The 19,395-nt window shown below is 68.6% G+C and carries 17 protein-coding genes; 6 read left to right on the forward strand and 11 right to left on the reverse strand.

The window, feature by feature from the left end; genetic code table 11:
• The first annotated feature begins 230 nt into the window (after positions 1–230).
• The gene (locus tag ACH34Q_RS11560) at positions 231–572 is read left to right on the forward strand and encodes a DUF5713 family protein (RefSeq protein ID WP_395982828.1); all 342 of its coding nucleotides are present in this window, start codon (positions 231–233) and stop codon (positions 570–572) included.
• Between the two features lie 93 nt (positions 573–665).
• On the opposite strand, the gene ACH34Q_RS11565 is transcribed toward ACH34Q_RS11560, so the two are convergent.
• The gene (locus tag ACH34Q_RS11565) at positions 666–1,580 is read right to left on the reverse strand and encodes a tetratricopeptide repeat protein (RefSeq protein WP_395982829.1); all 915 of its coding nucleotides are present in this window, start codon (positions 1,578–1,580) and stop codon (positions 666–668) included.
• Between the two features lie 350 nt (positions 1,581–1,930).
• Here ACH34Q_RS11565 and ACH34Q_RS11570 point away from each other — a divergent pair, with 350 nt between their 5' ends.
• Positions 1,931–2,392 (forward strand): hypothetical protein, encoded by a 462-nt coding sequence (locus ACH34Q_RS11570; RefSeq protein ID WP_395982830.1) that lies wholly within the window; start codon positions 1,931–1,933, stop codon positions 2,390–2,392.
• An 849-nt stretch (positions 2,393–3,241) separates the two neighbouring features.
• On the opposite strand, the gene ACH34Q_RS11575 is transcribed toward ACH34Q_RS11570, so the two are convergent.
• The 9 genes from ACH34Q_RS11575 to ACH34Q_RS11615 all read right to left on the reverse strand — a co-directional run bounded on the left by ACH34Q_RS11575 (position 3,242) and on the right by ACH34Q_RS11615 (position 11,763).
• Entirely contained in the window at positions 3,242–3,655 is a 414-nt protein-coding gene (locus ACH34Q_RS11575; RefSeq protein WP_395982831.1) for an NUDIX domain-containing protein, read from the reverse strand.
• Between the two features lie 385 nt (positions 3,656–4,040).
• A complete protein-coding gene (locus ACH34Q_RS11580; RefSeq protein WP_395982832.1) occupies positions 4,041–4,472 on the reverse strand; it encodes a hypothetical protein in 432 nt (143 codons plus the stop codon).
• A gap of 235 nt (positions 4,473–4,707) precedes the next feature.
• Positions 4,708–5,148: a hypothetical protein gene (locus tag ACH34Q_RS11585; protein WP_395982833.1), complete on the reverse strand. Its 441-nt coding sequence runs from the start codon at positions 5,146–5,148 to the stop codon at positions 4,708–4,710.
• Positions 5,149–6,319: 1,171 nt separating this feature from the next.
• Positions 6,320–7,030, reverse strand: coding sequence for a hypothetical protein (locus ACH34Q_RS11590; protein ID WP_395982834.1), 711 nt, complete (start codon positions 7,028–7,030; stop codon positions 6,320–6,322).
• 82 nt (positions 7,031–7,112) lie between these two features.
• Positions 7,113–7,643, reverse strand: a complete 531-nt coding sequence (locus ACH34Q_RS11595; protein WP_395982835.1) for an Arm DNA-binding domain-containing protein — start codon at positions 7,641–7,643, stop codon at positions 7,113–7,115.
• Between the two features lie 67 nt (positions 7,644–7,710).
• Complete coding sequence (locus ACH34Q_RS11600) at positions 7,711–8,643, reverse strand: RNA polymerase sigma-70 factor (RefSeq protein ID WP_395983069.1); 933 nt, start codon at positions 8,641–8,643, stop codon at positions 7,711–7,713.
• Positions 8,644–8,724: 81 nt separating this feature from the next.
• The gene (locus ACH34Q_RS11605) at positions 8,725–9,204 is read right to left on the reverse strand and encodes a carboxymuconolactone decarboxylase family protein (protein WP_395982836.1); all 480 of its coding nucleotides are present in this window, start codon (positions 9,202–9,204) and stop codon (positions 8,725–8,727) included.
• A gap of 183 nt (positions 9,205–9,387) precedes the next feature.
• Positions 9,388–11,208, reverse strand: a complete 1,821-nt coding sequence (locus ACH34Q_RS11610; protein ID WP_395982837.1) for an ABC transporter ATP-binding protein — start codon at positions 11,206–11,208, stop codon at positions 9,388–9,390.
• 147 nt (positions 11,209–11,355) lie between these two features.
• Positions 11,356–11,763: a hypothetical protein gene (locus ACH34Q_RS11615; protein ID WP_395982838.1), complete on the reverse strand. Its 408-nt coding sequence runs from the start codon at positions 11,761–11,763 to the stop codon at positions 11,356–11,358.
• A 296-nt stretch (positions 11,764–12,059) separates the two neighbouring features.
• Between ACH34Q_RS11615 and ACH34Q_RS11620 the strand changes: the two genes are divergently transcribed.
• Complete coding sequence (locus ACH34Q_RS11620; RefSeq protein ID WP_395982839.1) at positions 12,060–13,703, forward strand: PP2C family protein-serine/threonine phosphatase; 1,644 nt, start codon at positions 12,060–12,062, stop codon at positions 13,701–13,703.
• On the forward strand, positions 13,700–14,752 hold the full coding sequence (locus ACH34Q_RS11625) for a B12-binding domain-containing protein (RefSeq protein WP_395982840.1): 1,053 nt from the start codon (positions 13,700–13,702) through the stop codon (positions 14,750–14,752). The genes ACH34Q_RS11620 and ACH34Q_RS11625 overlap by 4 nt, the downstream gene beginning before the upstream one ends.
• Before the next feature lie 66 nt (positions 14,753–14,818).
• Here ACH34Q_RS11625 and ACH34Q_RS11630 read toward each other — a convergent pair whose 3' ends face one another.
• The gene (locus tag ACH34Q_RS11630) at positions 14,819–15,874 is read right to left on the reverse strand and encodes an AraC family transcriptional regulator (RefSeq protein ID WP_395982841.1); all 1,056 of its coding nucleotides are present in this window, start codon (positions 15,872–15,874) and stop codon (positions 14,819–14,821) included.
• Positions 15,875–16,020: 146 nt separating this feature from the next.
• Between ACH34Q_RS11630 and ACH34Q_RS11635 the strand changes: the two genes are divergently transcribed.
• The gene (locus tag ACH34Q_RS11635) at positions 16,021–16,596 is read left to right on the forward strand and encodes a DUF1772 domain-containing protein (protein ID WP_395982842.1); all 576 of its coding nucleotides are present in this window, start codon (positions 16,021–16,023) and stop codon (positions 16,594–16,596) included.
• A gap of 35 nt (positions 16,597–16,631) precedes the next feature.
• Positions 16,632–19,373 carry a LuxR C-terminal-related transcriptional regulator gene (locus ACH34Q_RS11640; RefSeq protein ID WP_395982843.1) on the forward strand — a complete coding sequence of 914 codons (2,742 nt, stop codon included), beginning with the start codon at positions 16,632–16,634 and terminating at the stop codon, positions 19,371–19,373.
• Positions 19,374–19,395 lie beyond the last annotated feature (22 nt).

Raw genomic sequence — 19,395 nt, forward strand, 5'->3', positions numbered from 1 at the left:
ACGGCGTCCGCGGTCAGTGCGCCAGCCTTGAGCGCGGAGGCAAGCCCGGCGACAGGGTGTTCGTGGGAAACGTCTCGCTCGAGCTAAGGCGTCCTACACACAGGGCCCGGTCCGACTGCTCGCCAGGTACTCCACGCTCGGTCACTGCCAAGTCCCGCCAGAGGTCTGGTGAGGGTTGTCGGTGGTGCAGGGCAGTATCGGCATCCGGTCTGGAGCAGGGGGAGAACACGGTGTCGCTCACGAACCAACAGATAGCCGGTCACGCCTTCCTGAAGGGCATGTACAACGACGGGTACTTTCCCGATCATCTGGTCGACAAGGGGAAGGCGATCCTGCTGCGGGTGTGCGAGCGGATCGAGACCGAGCGGCCACCTGATCTGGACGCCCTGTACGCGCTCACGCAGGCCGCGACCGAGGAGTTCAACGCTCTGGACGATGAGTTCTGCGCCGCCGACAGCGAGATCGAGACCGTGGCGCGAGAGTTGATCGCCGCGGACTTCGGGTTCCTGGCATCGGCGTACGGCTTCGCAGAGGCGGACCTGGAAGACCTGATCGCCACTCGGAGCTGGTGAAGCGCGGCATCAAAGGGCGCTGCCCGGTTGCCGTTCGGCTCAAGGCGCATGACCGTTGTGCCCAGGTTCCCGTGAGCGCGTCGAGCGGTGGCGTCAGGTGCCCTGCTCGTATCGGGCCGCCTCGTTCCGTGCGGCTTGGGCCTCCTCCTGACGCCCCAACTGCTGGAGTGCGTCGCCGAGGACGGACAACGCGTCGGCCAGGTGCCGACCGTGGAAGGGATTGCCCTCGAACATCGCCCCGTAGATCTCCACCGCCTCCTGTGCGAAGGGGAGGCCCTCAGCGGCACGTCCCAACTCCGTGAACCTGGCGCCGAGGGTGGCACACGTGACGGCGAGGTCGGAGATGGCGCGATCGGAGCCGCTATCGACCAGCTCCCGCCAGATCGCCTCCGCTTCCTCCTCGATCGGCAACGCCTCAGCCGGCCGTCCAAGGTCCGCGTACGCGATACCGAGGTTGTACAACGCCGCCGCAAGGGTGGCGCGGTAGCGGGCCGGGTCGGTCCTGGCCAGCTCCCGCCTGATCGCCACGACCTCCTGGCCGAGCGGCAACGCCTCAGACGACCGGCCCAGCTTTCTCAACGTGTTGGCAAGGTTGTTCAGCGACTCCGAGACCTCAAGACGATGACGGGCAGGGCCGGTCTCGGCCAGTTCCCGCCGGATCGCCAGTCCCTCCTGCTCTGCGGCCAGGGCCTCACCCGGGCGTTCCAGCTCCATCAGTGTGAGGCCGAGGTTGTACAGCAAGGTCGCCAGATCGGGACGGTACCGGGCGGGCTTGGCCTGGGCCAGTTCCCGCTCGATCGCCAGCGCCTCGTGCGCTGCCGGTAACGCCTCGGCCGGTCGCCCCTGCGCCGCGAGTTCGATGGCGAGATCGTTCAACGCGGCGGCGAGCTTGGGACGGTTCCGGGCGGGGGCGGATGCGGCTCGCTCCCGCAGTTTCGCAATCGCTTTCTGCCTGTCCCGCAGGTCCTCATCGCTGCTCCGCCGCCTCTTGCCCGGCAGCCAATCCACATGTACTCCCACCAATGTCCAGCCCTGCCCACAGTAACCACACCCCGAAGACGCTAACAATCTCGGCGCCTGATCCAGTGACAACGTCGATGGAGATCACTCTGCTGTTGGAACCTCTGAGCTGTGTGAATCAGCCCTGGAAAGAATCCGCTTCCAACCCGGTCGAGTTCCACCCGCCACCTCTCGTACGGGCACGGGGCCGAAGCTCACGGCTCAGAGGCCAGCACCCGACCGAGCGGGCTCGGTCGATGTTGCTCGGGCTGCGTGATGGTGAAATATCGGACGAGTGACCGGGGTCGCGCTAGGTTCTCGTTGTGGTCATGTTCACCTGCAGCCGGTGCGGTACAGCGGTGACTCTGGACCTGGAGGAGACCGGCTACCACCCCGGCCGCGAACCGCCCGGTCGGCCTGACATCCATGCAGATGCGCCGCAGCTGATCCCGCGCGGCCGCTTCGCCATCGACCCCGAACCGTTCGGGCCACCTTTTGTCCCGGTCCCTGAAAGCGACCGGTTGATCACGTCGAACGGCCCGCGTAGAACGATCGTGGTGAATGTGGACGATCTCATCGCTTTAGCGCCCCATCCCAAGCGCGAACACATGGGCGGATGCTGCGGATTCGACCCGCACTACGGCCCCAACCTGATCTGCGAAGCCTGTGGCCAGGAAATCGCCACCGAGGCGAACGACTGCGGCATGCTGTGGCACTGGGTGAGGCTTTTTCCCGACGTAGTACTTGGTGCACCTCCAGCTCCTCCGCCCGCACCGGGCACCGTCCACCGCAGGCATAACAAACGTCGTAGAGACCGGTAGCCCAGGCGGCCCCAGGGGTGAGACATGTTCGGGTGGCGGGTACCAGCGGTCGGCTGCCCCCGTAGATGCGGATGACTCCGCGCCATGCCGATCAACATGGAGAGAGCCCCCCGTCCGGCTTGATAGCAGAGTGCCGGGCTGCAAGATGGCCGAGTCGACTTGAACCCGGCCATAAGAGAGTTCCAGCCCGTGCCAGTCATAACTGGTCCCCCGGCTGGTCCCCCGATGAACTGGAACGCCCCGGCAGGCGCGCCCAGACCGTATGCCCCTTCTCCGGAGTCGCCCGGAAGCCGAACTCCGCCGCCATCCTCACCACGCCCAGCAGTCCCCGGCCGTTCTCGATCGGAGTGCCCGCCGGCTGTTCGGCGTGAACGATCAGGACGCGGCTTCCACCCGATCACGTACAGCGATCCAGACAGGGCCGTTACAGACGACCTCCACACCGAACCAGCCCCCTGCCTCTCCCGATCGCGTATACAGCAGAGCGTTACTGATTAGTTCGGCCGCGCCACCATTCGACATCGGAGACGCAGTCGAAATCCGCCAGAAGGGCTGCGATAAATCGCCGCCCCTGGCAGGCTTGAATCCGCCCTCCCGGAAAGACTCGACGCCATCTCAGAACTCCTTCATGACAGAACCACGTGCGCGCCCGGATGCGAGAAGCGTTCTGAAAGAGCCACGGTCGATGACCTCCACTCCATGTTCCCCCGAAGCCACCGAACGGAAATTGAACGGCGACGAGATTCATGGAGGCCCCACTTCGCGATGGGCGTCAAGTGTTGGGCACTGTTGACTGGCACAACCATGGAGAAGAGGCGCAATGGCCATCAGCCAGAGGTCACCGGAGCCCTATCTGCGTTCATACCAGGCGCGGACCGACTGCTTGTACCCGTCCGGCATCTTGAGGCCCGTGACCTGGTCACTGCCGAAGAGGGCGATCTCCTTGTGCTCATGGCTCAACCGCGGCGGCGTGTCAGTGTCAACGACGTGACAGCCGTAGGTGACGATGAGAACTCTGGCGCGCGGGATGGGCTCGTACACCCACACGTCCAGAAGCGGGCCCGCCTCGGCCTTCCAGCCGGTCTCCTCGGCTATCTCGCGCACCACGCACTGTTCGGGCGTCTCGGCGAACTCCAACCGCCCTCCCGGCAACTCCCACTCCTGACGTTCGTTCCGTAGAAGCAGGACTCGGCCGACGGCATCGAACACGACGCCCTTGACCGAGACCGCCCACGCATGACTCCTACCGGCGGGCAACGTCATCCCATGCGCCCCTTCTTTCACGACTCATGACCCTCAACCATCAGCGCGGGGCGCAGGCCGCCTCAGACGCTCAGGACGAGCGTAGGCTGCGGATCGAGCGGGAGCCGTCTTGCGCTCCTATCGCTATCAGGCTGGTCCCGTCGGGGAGCATGGCCTGCGCGAAACCGCATCCCGTCCACACCGGCTCGGCGCAGAACTCGCCGGTGATCGCATCCCGCTGGATGATCGCTCCGTCGTCGTTGAAGGACAACAACCTCGGCCGACCACCGATCCATGCCCCCGACAGGCCTCCCTCCCCCACCCCGGACACGATGGGATCACCGATCAGGTCACCGGTGGCCGCGTCCCACCGATAAAGGACCCGCCGATCCGCGCCGTAGTCGACCTAGCCGGCCGCCACCATGGTGCAACCGTCACCCAACTCCAGCGTGGTGAGCTCGGTGAACCACCCATCGTGGCCGGTCAACAGCTCAGCCACCGGTGTCCCGGCTTCGGCGTCCCACAGCCGCACCGTGCCATCATCGCCGCCCGAGGCGACGCCCAGCCCACCGCCCGGCAACCTGAAGGTCGCGACGGCCTTGACGCTGCTGCCATGGCCGACCAGCGGCTCACCCAGCAGCCGCCCCGTCCCGGCATCCCACACATACACCAGGTGATCGTTCCCCGCGCCGGCGAACACCGCCCGACCGCCCGCGACGGTTCCGGCGGCCGCGCCCCAGAAGGTGTCCCGGAGCGCGGCGTAGGCAGCGGTAACTGCAGCGCAGAGAAAAGGACAATACCAACTGCAGTTAGCGGCACCAGTAACTTGAAGAATCATCCCGCATCGCTCATGTCACACCCCCGCAGATGAGACGCAGGTTCCCGGCCTTGGGTTCCTGGACGAGTATCCGTATGATACGAGCCATTATTTCACCCGCTAACACGAGCGGAACCGGATGATCGCTAATCATTCGGCTCCGCCTGGTGCACTCTCTGGGTTGACCCCGGTGGGTCGATTGTGGATGCATTCCTTCAACGACCGGTGACAGTTGAGGTCTTTCGCATAGACCTCCCTAGAACAGTGGATCCAGGGATGAACCCCACGTACTGTAGTTCGGCAGCACCACCCATATCGTGAAAGAGTAGTTCACCGATACCCAGTTGGGGTTGTCAGGATCTAGGTTGCTGGTTTGGTTGTAGTTTCCGTTCGAGAGAGGGTCGAGACAGTCCTTCCAGGTGTACCAACCGGCACCCAGATAAAAGTTGTCCCGTATGACCCACTCCGCGAGATAGAAATGCCGATGCCAGTTATAATGACCTTCGGCCAGATAGATTCTTCGTTCCACACATCGAGTCGGGTCGTTTTGGTACGTTGCAGACGTCACATAATCGTGCCTGGTGTTGTAGGCGGTCGGATACGCGACGGCGGCGGCGGGTGTGGCCAGCGACGTCACCAATGCGACCACCAGCCCGCCCACGACAGCGAGGAATTTCCAACGGTCCATCTTCATCATTCCTCTGAGTTTATGGGCGCCGCCGAGGAAGGAAGACTAGAAAATCTGCCATCCTTCACAGGTTTTCCGCCAAGGCCGCATACAAACATCCGACCGCGCCGGTGCTGGCCCAGGCCGCGATCGTGGCGGCCGGGTCCTTCACCCACGTCCGCAGTACCTGACAACGCTCTGGGTGACGGGGGTCGCCGCCCGCGACGTCGCCGGCGCACCGGCCGCGGCGGCCGCAGTTGATGCCGACGAGGGCCTGGACAGGAGTAGATCTGAGAACAGGATCTGGCTCAAATTCCCGGAATGTGGGCCAGATCTCGATGCTGGCTCGACGAATCAGGCCTACGGATAGCCCGGAGTGAGCGCCGAGGCCAAACGGCGCTGTGGGACAGTCCCGCGACCGAATGCCGCGCTGCCCTGCAGCACATATCCCTGTGCGGCTTCATTATCCCGGTTCAGGGTCTGACCTGCTGGTTTCCCGGCGGAATCACGCCGCGGTCGGGCAGGCTGAAGCGCCATGGTGTGGTCGCTGTTGTACGACCTGACGCGCAACTCGTTGGGCGTGATGCTGCTTCGATTCCGCGGGGACGCAGCCAAGGAGGTCGAGATCTTGGTGTTACGTCATCCGCTTGCGGTGTTGCGGCGGCAGGTGAAGCGTCCTGCCCTCCAGCAGGCCACCGGTCCAGCGGGAGATCCGCCAGCTGGTGCTGCCGCCGACCGGCGAGAACCCGACGGGCGCGTAGGTGACGCAGCAGGCCCGGAATCTTCTGATGGATCTGGACGAGAGCGCTCAGCGTTTTCGTTGGTGGGGATCGCCGCGCCGTTCCGCGGTGAGGGAGATGCGGTGAGCGTTGCCGCGCTGTCGCACCGTGTGCTTGACGAACGTGTCCCCGACGTAGCCGCAGCCGTAGGGTCCGCGGCCCAGCAGATCAGCGAACGGCTCGCCCTGGTCGCTTCCTAAGCGGATCGTCGCTGGAGGGGTCGGGTTCGAGAATCCGGGCCTGCGGGGCAGGTTCTCGTACCTTGGGCACGACGTTCTGGAAGCGGTGGTCCAGGTTTTCCAACGGCACGGGATGCTCGTTGGTAAGGATCCGCTGGTGGTGTTCTTCGGCTTTTGCGGGGCTGGGCGCCCGGGCCGCGGCCCGTGCCAGAACGTGAGTGCGGCCGTGGTGGAACGTACCGGCTATTGCCAGTCGAACGCGGACTTCCAGCGCTCGTGGCCCTCGGCATAGCCCTGGAAGGCGTGGAGTACCTCGTCGAGGTCGCGGACCAGAACGCGGAAATGCCGGTCGGTGTGCCCCTCCCGGTATTCCAGCCCGAAGACGCCGTCGGGGAGTCCGCCGGCCCGCTCGCCGATACCGACCTGCATGAACCAGCCTGGGTCTCGATCAAGGGAGGCCCACCAGTTCCGGTCGGTGATCTGGCCCAGCAGTTCGGGGAGATCCTCGGGGCAGGGATCGTTGACGACGCCGCCGTCGCAGAACTCCATGCGCAGGCCACCGGTGTTGACGATGTCCGGCGGGTTGTGGACCCGCATCACCTGCGGGTCATAGCAGACCAGGCCGTGCCGCATGGCCAGCTCGACGACCACCGGGGTGACGTCCGGCGCATCGGAGAAACCCATCATCATGATCACGTAGTGGCCGGAGAGGTGGCTGGGAGTCATGCTCCAGGGAGAAGCATCCGCTTCGGCGGTCTCCAGCCCTTCCAGCGGCGGGTACGCCCTCAGCAGTTCACTATGGAAGGCGTCGACTCGCTCGTCCTGCTCGACTCCGAATTCCGCCTCGTCAGCGTCCGTCAACCTCTCGTCGCCGCACAGCCACCAGTAGGTGCGAAGGGCCTGCGCGGCCGTGATGGGGCGATCCTCTCGCCACACGCAAAGGTCGAAACTCATCGTCCGCGCTCCCAGATCCATCCGTGCCCGAGCGCGTTAGACGTGCGCGCGAGCCGGGGACGTTCCCTGTTCGGCGGCATGTTCAGCCGGCACGGCCCCAACGAGGAGCGGACACGGCGGTACCGTTCAACACTAAAAGCACTGGCCCGACACGAGAGCATCGCCTTCTAGCCGACGGTCGGGGGTTCGAACCCCTCCGGGTGCACCACCCTTGACCAGGGCAGGCGCTACCCTCGGTGCTCCCGCGGCCCGGCACCTGGGTCCAGGCTGAGGCCGACTTGGGTTCGGACCTAGGCGCCCCACCGGCACTGTGCCGACGCGCGATCGCCGCGGACATCATCTGCAGGTGCACCACCGACAGCTCCGCCAGCACCACCCGACCGAGATAGGGAGCGAGGTACCGGCGGATGTGGCAGGCGTTGTCACTGACCGTGGACACCGCACCCGAACACGTGGCCACCCACTGCCCCAGCCAATCCCCCACCGTCAGCAGACCACCCGGACCCGACGGTCTGCACAACTGCGCCAGCGCCTCCTCAGCCGCCTTCCGCGTACGGAAGCCGCCGCGCCGAATCCTCCGGCGACGGCCCAAACCGGCAGGCCAGGAAGACATCACTTCAACGAACTCGGTGGGTTCATTTGCACTCCGCTGTTTTGGTTGCGGCTCCTCCCCGCGGCGGTCATTCCATGGACTGGCGGGCCTGGTTCGTCTCCCGGGCGACCGCCCAGGCGTCGGCCACGGGACCCACGTGGCCGAGTTTGTCGGGGTTGAGGACCGTGCGGATCGTCTGAATCCGTCCGTCGAGGATGTCGAGCGCCAGGGTGTAGACGACCTTGCCGTCCCGGTCGCGGAAGATCGCTCCCGGCCGGCCGTTCACCTCGTGCGGCTCCACCACGCCGCCGATGCGGGCGAACGGCGGGAAGGTCGAGGCCAGCATCCGGGCCACGTCGCCGGAGCCGATGACGGGGGCCGCCAATTGCGGAGCCTTGCCGCCGCCGTCGCCGACCATGTGGACGTCGGCGGCCAGCAGCTCCCGCAGGCCGTCCACGTCCCCTTCTCTGAAGGCCTCGAAGAACCGTCCGGCGAGCTGATCGCGCTCTTTGCGGTCGGCTTCGAACCGGGGCCGGCCGGCCTCCATGTGGCGGCGCGCCTGCATCGCAAGCTGACGGCACGCCGCCTCGGACCGCCCCACCGCCGATGCGACCTCCGCGAAGCGGAAGGCGAACACCTCCCGCAGCACGAACACCGCACGCTCAAGCGAACTGAGCCGCTCCAGCAGCAACAGAGCCGCCACCGACACCGAGTCGGCCAGCTCCGCCGACCGCTCGGGGTCCTGGTAGGGATCGGCCAGCAGCGGCTCGGGGAACCACGGCCCGACGTACTCCTCCCGCCGCACGCGAGCCGAGCGCAGCACGTCGATGCAGATCCGGGTCACCGTGGTCGACAGGAACGACTTGACCGACCTGGGCTCGGCCGGGAAGGCCTGGTAGCGCAGCCAGGTGTCCTGGACCGCGTCCTCGGCCTCGCCCACGCTGCCCAGCATCCGGTAGGCGATCGAGAAAAGCAGCGGCCGCAGCTTCTGGAACTCCCCCGCTCGCTCCTCGGCCCGCATCACGTCGGCTCCTCCTGAAGGCCCTGCCCACTCGGCCGCTCGCCGAGTACCCGACCGCTCGGTCATGGTGGCCACTCCTGCTCAGTATCCGTACTGGCCGGGCCGGTAGTCTCCGCCGGCCATCCGGGTGATGACGCCCAGGCGGTTGTTGGCGTTGATGAGGGCGATGAGCATCACCAACGCGGCGAGCTGCTCCTGGTCGTAGTACTCGGCGGCGTTCTCCCACACCTCGTCGGTGACCCCACCGGCCGCATCGGCGATCCGGGTGCCCTGCTCGGTCAGCTCCAGAGCGGCACGCTCAGCCTCGGTGAACACCTTGCCCTCGCGCCAGGCCGCGACCAGGTTGACCCGGGTGGCGCTCTCCCCGGTGTGCGCGAGGTCCTTGCTGTGCACGTCGACGCAGAAGCCACAGCCGTTGATCTGACTGGCGCGCAGCAGCACCAGATCCCGGGTCGCGGCCGGCAGCGTCGATTCCTGGATGATCGACATGCTCGCCGAGGCGATGTGCCGCATCGACTTGGCCGCCATCGGGATACCGGGGAGGTTCAAGCGAGCTTCCATGGTGCACTCCTTGCTGTTGTCAGCGGGTACACCCACGAGACGAGACAGCCACCCGAGACGTGAGATCGACGTATTGCCGCCATCGGTGTCAGCACTTACAACCGGCACAGGAACGCCGTTCCACGCGAAAGTCCATCGGAGAGACACCAGAGGTGGCGCCACAACCACCGAAGGCCCTTCTCGTCAGGCCGGGCGGCGGTCGAGCGCGTCCGGGGAAGATTCGTCGGGGAGGAAGCCGCCGGACTGGTGGCGCCATAGACGGGCGTAGGGGCCCTCGGACTTGAGGAGCTCCCGGTGCGACCCCTGTTCGAGGACGCGGCCGCGGTCCAGGACGACCAGCCGGTCCATCCGGACGACCGTGCTCAGGCGGTGCGCGACGACCAGCGCCGTGCGGTCGCGCATCAGGCCCCACAGGGCCTCTTGGACGAGCAGTTCGCTCTCGGAGTCGAGGGCGCTGGTCGCCTCGTCCAGTAGCAGGATCGGAGCGTCCCGCAAGATGGCGCGGGCGAGCGCGACGCGCTGCCGCTGGCCGCCGGAGAGCTTGACGCCCCGCTCGCCGACGAGCGTGTCGAAGCCGTCCGGGAGGCTCTCGGCGAACTCGGTGACGTGCGCCGCCCGCGCGGCCCGGAGGATCTCGGCCTCGGTGGCGCCCGGCCGGGCGAAGGCGATGTTGTCGCGCACCGACCGGTGGAACATCGCCGGTTCCTGCGGGACATACGCGGTCAGGCCGCGCAGGTCGGCCTGGCACAGCCGGGCGATGTCCTGGCCGCCGACCAGGATCCGGCCGGCGTCGACGTCCATGAGCCGCAACAGGAGCCGGGTGAGGGTGGTCTTGCCACCGCCGGACCGGCCCACCAGGCCGACCTTGGCGCCGCTGGGGATCTCCAGGTCCAGCCCGTCGAACAGGGGCGGGCCACCGCCGTGCGCGAAGCGGACCCGCTCGAAGCGGACCGCCGCGCCGACCGGGCGCAGCGGCTCCGGGTCGGGCGGATCGACGACGGTCGGCGGCTCCAGGAGCAGCTCGGTGAACTGCGCGGCCTCGGTGAGCGTGCTCTCCAGCCGCCGGTAGACCTGGTTGAACTCGAACATGATCCGGGTCGCGTTGCTGTAGTACGAGAACGTCACCACGATGGCCTCCACCCCGAGTCCGCCGCGCAGCGCCACCGCGGCGAGCAGGCCCAGAACGCTGGTGAGGATCGACATCGGGGCGACGATCATGTCGACCCGGAGGTTGGCGTAGTCCCAGGAGCGCAGCGACAACCGGGCCTGCTCGCGGATCCGGGTCCGGAACTCGGCGGCCTCCCGCTCCTCGGCGGAGAACGCGCGGACCGTCTCCATGTTGGTCATCACGTCCGCGACATGTCCCGACACCCGCACCTTGGCGGCCTCGCGGGCGTCGACCAGCGCCTGCCTGCGGCGGATGAACGGGGCGACCATGAAGCCGGTGACGATGATCAGTCCGATCAGCACCACGACCAGGAGCGGGTCGTACCACCACAGCACCACCGAGGCGAAGCCCAGCGGGATGACGTTCGCGATGACGGAGAATGTGAGGGTGTCGGCGAAGTGCTCGAAGCCGCCGGAGAAACTGAGGATCCGTTTGGTCAGTGCTCCAGCGAAGTTGTCGTGGAAGAACGCGCTGTCCTTGGCGAGCAACTCGTCCATGCCCACGACGCCGAGCCGCTCGACGCCCCGGGCGTTGGTCCGGTTGAGGAAGTGGATCCCCACCCGCCACAGCGCCTCGCCCGCCAGCATCAGGCCGCCGAAGCCGAGAAGGTAGGGCAGGAGCCCGGCCAGGTCGCCTTCCCCGGAATCGGCAAGGTGCCCTACCAGAGCGGCGACGACCAGCGGCGACATGTAGAACAGGCAGGTGTTTCCGAGCGCCGGGAGGGTCAGCGCAGGAAGCGAGACCCGCCACTGGCGGCGCAGCACACCGCAGTAGTAGCGCAGCGTCAGCAGGACCGCTCGTTTCCTGGGTGGCCGGCCGTCCCGTGCCTCTTGCAAGCCAACCGCCCTCCCTTGGCGCCGCCCGGTCCATGCTGCCCCGTGCCGTCAAGGAAAGGCCAACGCTTTTCTCCGCAAGCGCTCCGGACCCGGATCAGGCGCGTCGTCCATGCCCACGGACGATGCGCGGACGCGCCCTGCGCGGGATCACAGCGGGCCGCCGTTGAAAGGCAGGCGGTCGGGGGCGTAGCGGCGCAGTTCGTCGACGGAGAAGCATCGGCCGTGATCGTCGTCCAGGATCGTGCGCCAGCGCAGTGCCGCCGCCTCGAAGATCTCCATCGCGACGGCATCGCTGCCCGTGGTCGTGGAAATGGACAGGATGACCGCGGCGCGCATCGGCGCACCGAGCTCGCGCTCGTACTCCTCGAGGTCCTCCGGCTCGAACTCGAGGTCGGGGCTCGGCGCCACGGTCACCCAGACATGCCGGCGCTCGCGCGACAGCCGGCCGCTCGTCCACTCATCGGGACGTCGCACGCCACCGAGTTCCTCGATGAGGTCGAGGAACTCCTCCGGGTGCACGGAGTCGGCGAATACGAGTATGACCTCGTACGCCATCACGCTCCTTTGGTTCAGAAAGGCCCACCAGGACGCGCAGAACCTTTTTGAGTTCATATTAGGCCCGCACTACCTGGTGGATACGGAAACAGGGCACCGCCTCTCGACGCGGACCGTGAAGGCGGCGGATCGCCGAGGACTCCCCTCGCGGAAGACGCGAAGGCGGGGGCGGACCCGTCCGACTACGCCACGTGACGAGCCGCGCCAGGTTCGGTTACCCTCGAAGGGGAGAAGATCCACTGTGGGTGCGTCCGAAGGGGAAGAGGAGCCCCGCGCCAGGCTCTGGTTCGATGCCAATGACCAAAGACGGAGACGGCTCTCTCGGCGCCCTCGACCCGGTGTCACGGTCGGCCCCCTACGCGGCTCTGGCGGTCGAGCCGTCCGGGCTGATCTCCCGGCTCAACGACGCGGCGCGAGCGCTGCTGGGCGCCTCGGCCGGTTCCGCCCTGGCCGACAGGGCACCCGGCTGGCTGGCCGACGCGCACCGCTCACTGGCCGATCATCCCGCGCCCGTCCGGGACGGGCGAGCGGGGACGGAGAAGGCGGCGGCGATCAGGACCGCGCGCGGGCCGATCGGCGACCGGATCTTCGAGGCCCGGGCGGTTGCGGGGCACAGCGCCCAGGGCGGCCCCGCCCCCACGATCTGGTGGCTGACCGACATCACCGAGGAGGCTCGGCTCGCCCAGGAACTGGCGGCCGAGCGGCGGCGGATGGCGTTCCTGGCGGAGGAGTCCAGCTGGTTCCTCGGGTCACTCAATCTGGAACGGTGCATGGAGGCCGCCGTCCGGCTGGCCGCCCGGCACCTGGCCGACACGGCCCTGGTCATCGCCGCGCCATCCGGGCATACCCACTCCATCGCCTCCTGCGGTCCGGACGGAAACGTCGATCACCAGGAGCTGGTGATCGACCCCGCGGAGGTGCCCGGACTCGTCGAGGCGATGCAGGGATTCCCGGCCCCGCGCTGGATCGATCCGTCCGGCGTCCCCGCCTGGGTCGCGCGCCCGGAACCGGGCGAACACGGCGCGATCGCGGTGATCGCGCTTCCGGGCCAGGGCGTCCCCGCCGGGGCCCTGCTGCTGCACCGCCGTGGTCGGCAGGGATTCTCGGAGGGCGAGGAGACGGTGGTCCGGCTCTTCGCCCGCCACGCGGGAGCGGCGATGGCGGCCGCCCGGCTTCACGGCGAGCAGGCGTCCATCACCGAGACGCTGATGCGTGATCTGCTGCCCCCGCCGGCGCAGCACCTTCCTGGAATCGAGCTCGCGGCGCGTTACCGGCCGTCCGAGGACGCCGAACGTGTGGGAGGCGACTTCTACGACGTGTACCCCGCCGAGTCCGGCGGCGAGTCCCTCGTGGTGCTGGGGGACGTGGCGGGCAAGGGGCTGGAGGCCGCAGTGCTCACCGGCAAGATCCGTACCACGCTGCGGGCCCTGCTGCCGCTGGCCGGAGACCACCGGCGGGTGCTGGAACTGGTGAACGCGGCGCTGCTGCACGACGGCGGCACCAGATTCGCCACGCTGGTTCTGGCCTCGGTCCGGCGGGAGGGCCGGCGGGTGCGCGTCAGGCTCACCAGCGCCGGCCACGCCCCGCCCCTGATCGTCCGAGCCGACGGCCCGGTCGAGGAGGTGCCGACCGGCGGCTCGCTGATCGGCGTGCTGGACGAGATCGCCTCCACGACCGCGGAGGTGACCCTTCGGAGCGGTGACACCTGCCTGCTGTACACCGACGGCATCACCGAGGCCTTCGGTGGCCCGCTCGGCGACGAGATGTTCGGCGATGAGCGGCTGTGCGCCGGATTGGCCGGCTGCGGCGGGATGCTCCCCGAGGCGCTGGTGGAGCGGATCCACATGCTCGCCGCCGAATGGGTGGGCGGGAACCGGCACGACGATATGGCGATCATCGCGATCACCGCTCCCCGGCACGCACGGCAGGGAACGTCATGACGCACGCCCCGGAATCCCTGACGGACCGTCTCTGGAAGGCCGTTACCTCCGGGGACGAGCTCACCGCGGCCGACACCGCCATCGCGGCACTGGACGGCGGGCTCGACATCGAGGACCTGCTGCTCGATGTCATCGCGCCCCTCCAGGGCCGGGTGGGAAACGAGTGGGCGGCCAACCGGTTCAGTGTCGCGCAGGAGCACCTCGCCACCGCCGTCAACGAACGCGTGATCAGCGCCCTCGCGTATCACCCGTCCGTCCGGGAGCGGCAGGAGGCGCGGCGGCGGCCCGGCCGCGTCGCGGTGGCGTGCATCGACGGCGAGTGGCACGCCCTGCCCGCACGGCTGGTGACCGAGATCCTGCGGCTGCGCGGCTGGCACGTCGACTACCTGGGCGCGCAGGTACCGACCGAGCATCTGGTCGCCCACCTGCACGGCACCGGCCCTGCGGTCATCGCGCTGTCGTCCTCGATCGCGACTCGGCTGCCCGCCGCGCACGCGGCGATCGTCGCCTGCCGGGCGACCGGCACCCCGGTCATGGTCGGCGGTGCCGCCTTCGGCCCAGCCGGACGCTACGTCGCCCGGCTGGGCGCGGACGCCTGGGCCGCCGACGCACGCGCGGCCGCCGAACGGCTGGCGGAGGGGCCGCCGCCGAAGCCGCCGGCGGTCCACCGCCAGGTCATCGACGACCTGCCGCACCTCGCGGACCTGGAGTACGCGCACGTCAGCCGGACGGCGCCGCACCTGGTCCGGCACGTGATGACCGGGCTGGCGTCCCGGTTCCCCGCCATGGCCGCCTACAGCGAGCGGCAACGGCACCACACCGCCGAGGACGTCGCGCACATCGTCGGCTTCCTCGGCGCGGCCCTGTACGTGGACGACCCTGACCTGTTCAGCGGCTTCATGGCATGGGTCTCCGGCCTGCTCACCGCCCGCAACGTCCCCACGTACAGCCTCCTGCCCAGCCTGGAACTGCTCTCCGAACAGCTCCAGGACCACCCCCGTGCGATCGCTGTGCTCGCCCGCGCCCACGCCGAGATCCAGAACACCTGACCCTGAACGTTCTCGGGGGCGAGGACGCCGCGGACCGAGGCCTGGGAGCAGGCTCGACACGATCTTTCACCTTGCAGGGTGGCTTTTCGGGGAAGGCCAGGTGCTGGAATGCGGGGATGGCCGGATGTGCGGCGGATCGGGCGCGGCCCGGCCCGCAGCCTGTGACGGCCGGTCGAGCGGCGATCGGCGTACGGCGCCGGGGGCGACGCCGATGGTGCGTTTGAACGCGCGACTGAACGCCGCTTCCGATTGATAGCCGAGGCGGGAGGCGAGCTCCGCGACAGGGACGTCGTCGTGGTGCAGCCAGTCCAGCGCCACCTGCATCCGCCAGCGGGTCACGTACTGCATCACCGGTTCCCCCACTAGATCGGTGAACCGGGCGGCGAAGGCCGATCGCGACATGGTCATCTCTCGCGCCAGTACGGCCACCGACCAGGGCCGGCCCGGATCGCGGTGCACGAGGGCCAGGGCCTCACCGATGCGGGGGTCCTGCAGCGCGCCCAGCCACCCGGTCCGCCCGACGCCTTCTCCTGCGATCCACGAGCGGATGGCCTGGATGACGAGGATGTCGGACAGCCGTGTGATCACGGCTTCGCCACCGGGCCGTAGCGACCGTCCCTCGGCGGCGATGAGCCGGAGCGTGCTGTACATCCAGTCGGACTCGGGCGACCTCGATGCGGGCGCGCCGTCTATGACGATCGTACGGGGCAGCAGCGCCACGAGACCGCGGGCGGTCGGGTGCCCGAACCGGACGGTGCCGCACACGACGCTCGCCGGTGTGCCGCCGCCGCCGTAGCGGAGGATCGCGTAGCGGTCGCTCGCGTAGTCGTACTCCAGGTCATCGACCTGTGGCGCCGGAGTCCCGGGCTCGCTGAGCAGCCGGTGCCCCTCACCGTGCGGGACGAGGGCGAAGTCTCCCGGCTGCAGCTGCCGAGGTTCGAGCCCGTCGACGTCGAGCCAGCATCGCCCGGTGTTCACGACGTGGAACCACATCGACTCGGGCTCGGCCGGGAGGTGCAGTCCCCAGGGCGCGGTCAGCTCGGACCGGCAGTAGAACGAGCCCGACATGCGCAGGAAGTGAAGGGCTTCTCCCAGTGGATCGGGCGTGGTCCGAGGATCCATGCCTTCAGGTTGCCGTTTGTCGCGATCCTTCGTCTAGTCGAGCTGGACGTATGAGCATGATTTCGCGCGCGATGGGCATGGCAACGCCGGATTTGCTCCCTCAGAGTGGATGTAGAGAACCCATCACCATGAGAGGGAGCGGACCGATGAGCGACCACCCTGCCACCAGCCCGCCACGGCCGGCTCGCCACGGCTCCGCCGGACACGCGTGGACGGGATTCGCACTCGGCGCCGCGCTGGTCATGCTGGCCCTCGTCGCCGGGCTCAACTTCACGTTCGCGGTCGCGGTCATGCCCAATATGGCCGGCGTCGACGACCGCACTTTCGTGGAGGTCACGCAGCGGTTCAATGAGAATCCCGTGTTTCCCGTCAGCTTCACCCTGGCGCTGATATCCATGGTGTTCGCCGTCGTGCTGCAGGCATCCCTCGCCCGAGGGGCGGCCGTGCGGTGGACCATCGTCGCTCTCGTGCTCTACGGAGTCGTCCTCGCCGTCACCGCAGGTCTCCACATCCCGCTCAACTATGAAATCGACCAGGCCGGCGACCCGGACCGCATCAAGGACCTCGCTCACGTCCGCGACCGATTCGAAGGGCCTTGGGTGGCCGGGAACATCGTGCGGACCCTGTTCTGCACCGCCGCAGTCGCCGCCCTCGCCCGTGCGCTCCTGCTGCTCGGCCGGCAGCGCGCCCGTTCCCGCGGCGCGAACGCGCACCGGCCGTAGGATATGTCCGTTGCAAGGACGAGGGACGGCGACCGGTGAACACCAACTTCGCTGCGGCACTCACCAGCTTCGTCGGCCGCGACCGAGAGCTCGTGCAGTTGCACGCCAGGATCGCCGAGCACCGGCTCGTGACCCTGACCGGAGAGGGCGGCAGCGGCAAGTCCCGGCTGGCGGCGCACCTGTGCGGCGAGCTCGAGGAAACCGTGGAGGAGACGTGGTGGGTCGATCTCGGACCGGTGGTCGATCCGGGCCTGGTGGTACGCACGGTCGCGGACACGCTGGGCGTGCGTTCCGAGCCTGAGGCGGACCCGACCAGCGGTCTCCTCCGGCGCCTGCACGCGCCCACGACGGTCCTGTGCCTGGACACTTGCGAACATCTCCTCGACGCCGTCGCCGATCTGATCAGGCGTTTGCTCCTGGGCTGCGAGCGTCTCGTCGTCCTGGCCACCAGCCGAGAGGCGCTCGGAGTTCCGGGCGAGGCCGTGTACCGGGTTCCCAGCCTCACGCCGGCCGATGCGCAGCGGCTGTTCAGCGAACGGGCCGCGCTGAGCGACCCGCATTTCACGATGGACGACTCCCCTGCCGAGGTGGCGGCGATCTGCGCACGCCTCGACGGCTTGCCGCTGGCGATCGAACTGGCCGCCGCATGGGTCCACGCGCTCACTCCCGCTCAGATCGCGGCCGGTCTGGCGGACAGCCTGCAACTGCTGGGCGGCGGCCCCCGGACCGTGATCCCGAGGCATCGCACGCTGATGGCGTCCATGGACTGGAGCCACGACCTGCTGGATCCTCACGAGCAACGAGTGCTGCGCAGGCTCGCGGTCTTCGGAAGCGACTTCACCGCGGCCGCCGCTGCCGCCGTGGCCGGCGAACGCTGGGATGACGACGAGCGCGCAGGGCACCCCGCCGAGAACGAGCATGCCCTCGTGGTCACGCGCCGCCTGGTCGACAAGTCTCTGGTCGCCACCCGCCGGCACCAGGACCAGGTGCGTTACCGGCTCCTCGACACGGTGCGGCACTACGCCTTCGACAAGCTACGACGCTGCGGCGAGGTGGCACGGGCACGCGATCGGCACCTGGCGTACTACCTCGACCTCGCCGTCGAAGCGGCGGACGGAGCCACTCGCGACCAGGACCACTGGCGGGCGGTCCTGGAGGCAGAGCGCGACAACATCCACGCCGGGCTGCAATGGGCGCTCACCCCGGCCAGAGCGGAGAGCAGCCGCCTGCTCGCCGCCACCATGTCCCACCAGTGGATGATCCGCTCCCAAGCGCACGAGGGCCTGGGCTTCTTGCAGCGAGCCCTCGGCCTCGCCCCGGACGCCCGGTCCGCCGTCCAGGCCCGCCTTCACGTGGGACGAGCCTGGCTCGCGATGGTGGCCGGGCACGTTCACCAGGCCGGGGAATCCGCCGCCGTCGCCGGCGAGATCGCCACCGAGATCGACGACACCGCCATCGGCGCACAGGCCACGGCGATGCGCGCCTACTCGCTGTACTTCGTCGACCCTCCCCGCTGCCACGAACTGGCCGATCAAGCCAGGGCCATGTCGGAGTCGGCCGGCGACGCGTTCACCCAGGACTGGGCCACCGTGCTCGACGCGTACACCCTGAACCGCCGGGACCGGCACGCCGAGGCAGCCGCGATAGCACGGCCCGCCTACGAGCGTGCCCTCGCTCGTCACGACCGCTTCTGCGGCAGCTTCGCGCTCGGCATCGACATGCTCGCGCGGCTCCACACCGGCGAGGTGCGGCGATCAGTGTCGGTCGGTGTCGAGGTCATGGCGTTGGCGGAGCCCCTTGGCGACTACTTCGCCTACGGTTCCAACGCCACCAACGTCGCGCACGCCTTCGGAATGGCCGGCGACATCGACAGAGGCATGGCCATCATGGCCCGCATAGTCCAAGGCATGGATCGGTCGAGCGACGTCGACGTCATCGCCTACGTATACGTCATCGGCCTCCTGCACCTGTGGTCCGGCCGCCCCACGACCGCGCTCGAATGGTTCGAGCGCGGCATGCAGCAGCACGACACCTACGAATGGACGGCACTGCGGTGCCTCGCTCCGCAAGCCGCGGCACTGCGACGGCTAGGCCGGACGGAGGAGGCCGGCCACGCGGCGGCACGGGCCGTCACCGCGGCCATCGAAATCGACAGCCCTTACCTGCTCGCCTCGGCCAGGGACGAGCAAGCGCGGCTGATCGCTACCGCCGACCCCGCCCGAGCCTTCGACCTCCACCATCAGGCCCTCGCACTGCGCCGGGAACACCACCTCACCACCTACCTGCCCGACAGCCTCGACGCGCTGGGCGGCCTCGCCGCGACCACCGGCTCGCCCGGCGCCGCCGCGCGAATGCTCGCGGCCGGGCGAGCGGCCCGCGAGCAGATGGGGTGCCCGAGGCCGCCCGTCGCCCGGCCCGACCACGAGCGCACCATCGCTCTCGTACGGCGTGAGCTCGGTGAGAAGGCCTACCGGGAGCACTCGGAGGAAGGGGCCGCCCTGGCGCTGGACGCGGTCATCGCCGACGCCACCCGAGGCCGCGGGCCGCGGAACCGTCCCACCGTCGGCTGGTCAAGCCTCAGCCCCACCGAACTCGCCGTCGCGCTCATGGTGGCCGACGGGCTGCCCAATCCCGAGATCGCTGCGCGGATGTTCATCAGCCGCAGCACCGTGAAGACCCACCTGTCGCACATCTACGCGAAGCTCGGGACCTCCAGCCGTACCGAGCTGGCCGCCATCGCGGCAGCCGCCAGGTCCGCCGGGGAACGCCGGCGCTGACACCCGGCGCCCCTTCCCATCG

The sequence above is a fragment of the Actinomadura sp. 9N407 genome, assembly GCF_044326315.1.
Lineage (GTDB): Bacteria > Actinomycetota > Actinomycetes > Streptosporangiales > Streptosporangiaceae > Spirillospora.

Excerpts from the sequence above, each read along its gene's own strand:
- ACH34Q_RS11625 (WP_395982840.1), top strand. The coding sequence starts at position 13,700 with ATGACGCACGCCCCGGAATCCCTGACGGACCGTCTCTGGAAGGCCGTT.
- ACH34Q_RS11600 (WP_395983069.1), bottom strand. The coding sequence starts at position 8,643 with ATGCGGGCCGAGGAGCGAGCGGGGGAGTTCCAGAAGCTGCGGCCGCTG.
- ACH34Q_RS11630 (WP_395982841.1), bottom strand. The coding sequence starts at position 15,874 with ATGGATCCTCGGACCACGCCCGATCCACTGGGAGAAGCCCTTCACTTC.
- ACH34Q_RS11605 (WP_395982836.1), bottom strand. The coding sequence starts at position 9,204 with ATGGAAGCTCGCTTGAACCTCCCCGGTATCCCGATGGCGGCCAAGTCG.
- ACH34Q_RS11580 (WP_395982832.1), bottom strand. The coding sequence starts at position 4,472 with ATGATTCTTCAAGTTACTGGTGCCGCTAACTGCAGTTGGTATTGTCCT.
- ACH34Q_RS11615 (WP_395982838.1), bottom strand. The coding sequence starts at position 11,763 with ATGGCGTACGAGGTCATACTCGTATTCGCCGACTCCGTGCACCCGGAG.
- ACH34Q_RS11590 (WP_395982834.1), bottom strand. The coding sequence starts at position 7,030 with ATGAGTTTCGACCTTTGCGTGTGGCGAGAGGATCGCCCCATCACGGCC.
- ACH34Q_RS11585 (WP_395982833.1), bottom strand. The coding sequence starts at position 5,148 with ATGATGAAGATGGACCGTTGGAAATTCCTCGCTGTCGTGGGCGGGCTG.
- ACH34Q_RS11575 (WP_395982831.1), bottom strand. The coding sequence starts at position 3,655 with ATGACGTTGCCCGCCGGTAGGAGTCATGCGTGGGCGGTCTCGGTCAAG.
- ACH34Q_RS11595 (WP_395982835.1), bottom strand. The coding sequence starts at position 7,643 with ATGTCTTCCTGGCCTGCCGGTTTGGGCCGTCGCCGGAGGATTCGGCGC.
- ACH34Q_RS11635 (WP_395982842.1), top strand. The coding sequence starts at position 16,021 with ATGAGCGACCACCCTGCCACCAGCCCGCCACGGCCGGCTCGCCACGGC.
- ACH34Q_RS11620 (WP_395982839.1), top strand. The coding sequence starts at position 12,060 with ATGACCAAAGACGGAGACGGCTCTCTCGGCGCCCTCGACCCGGTGTCA.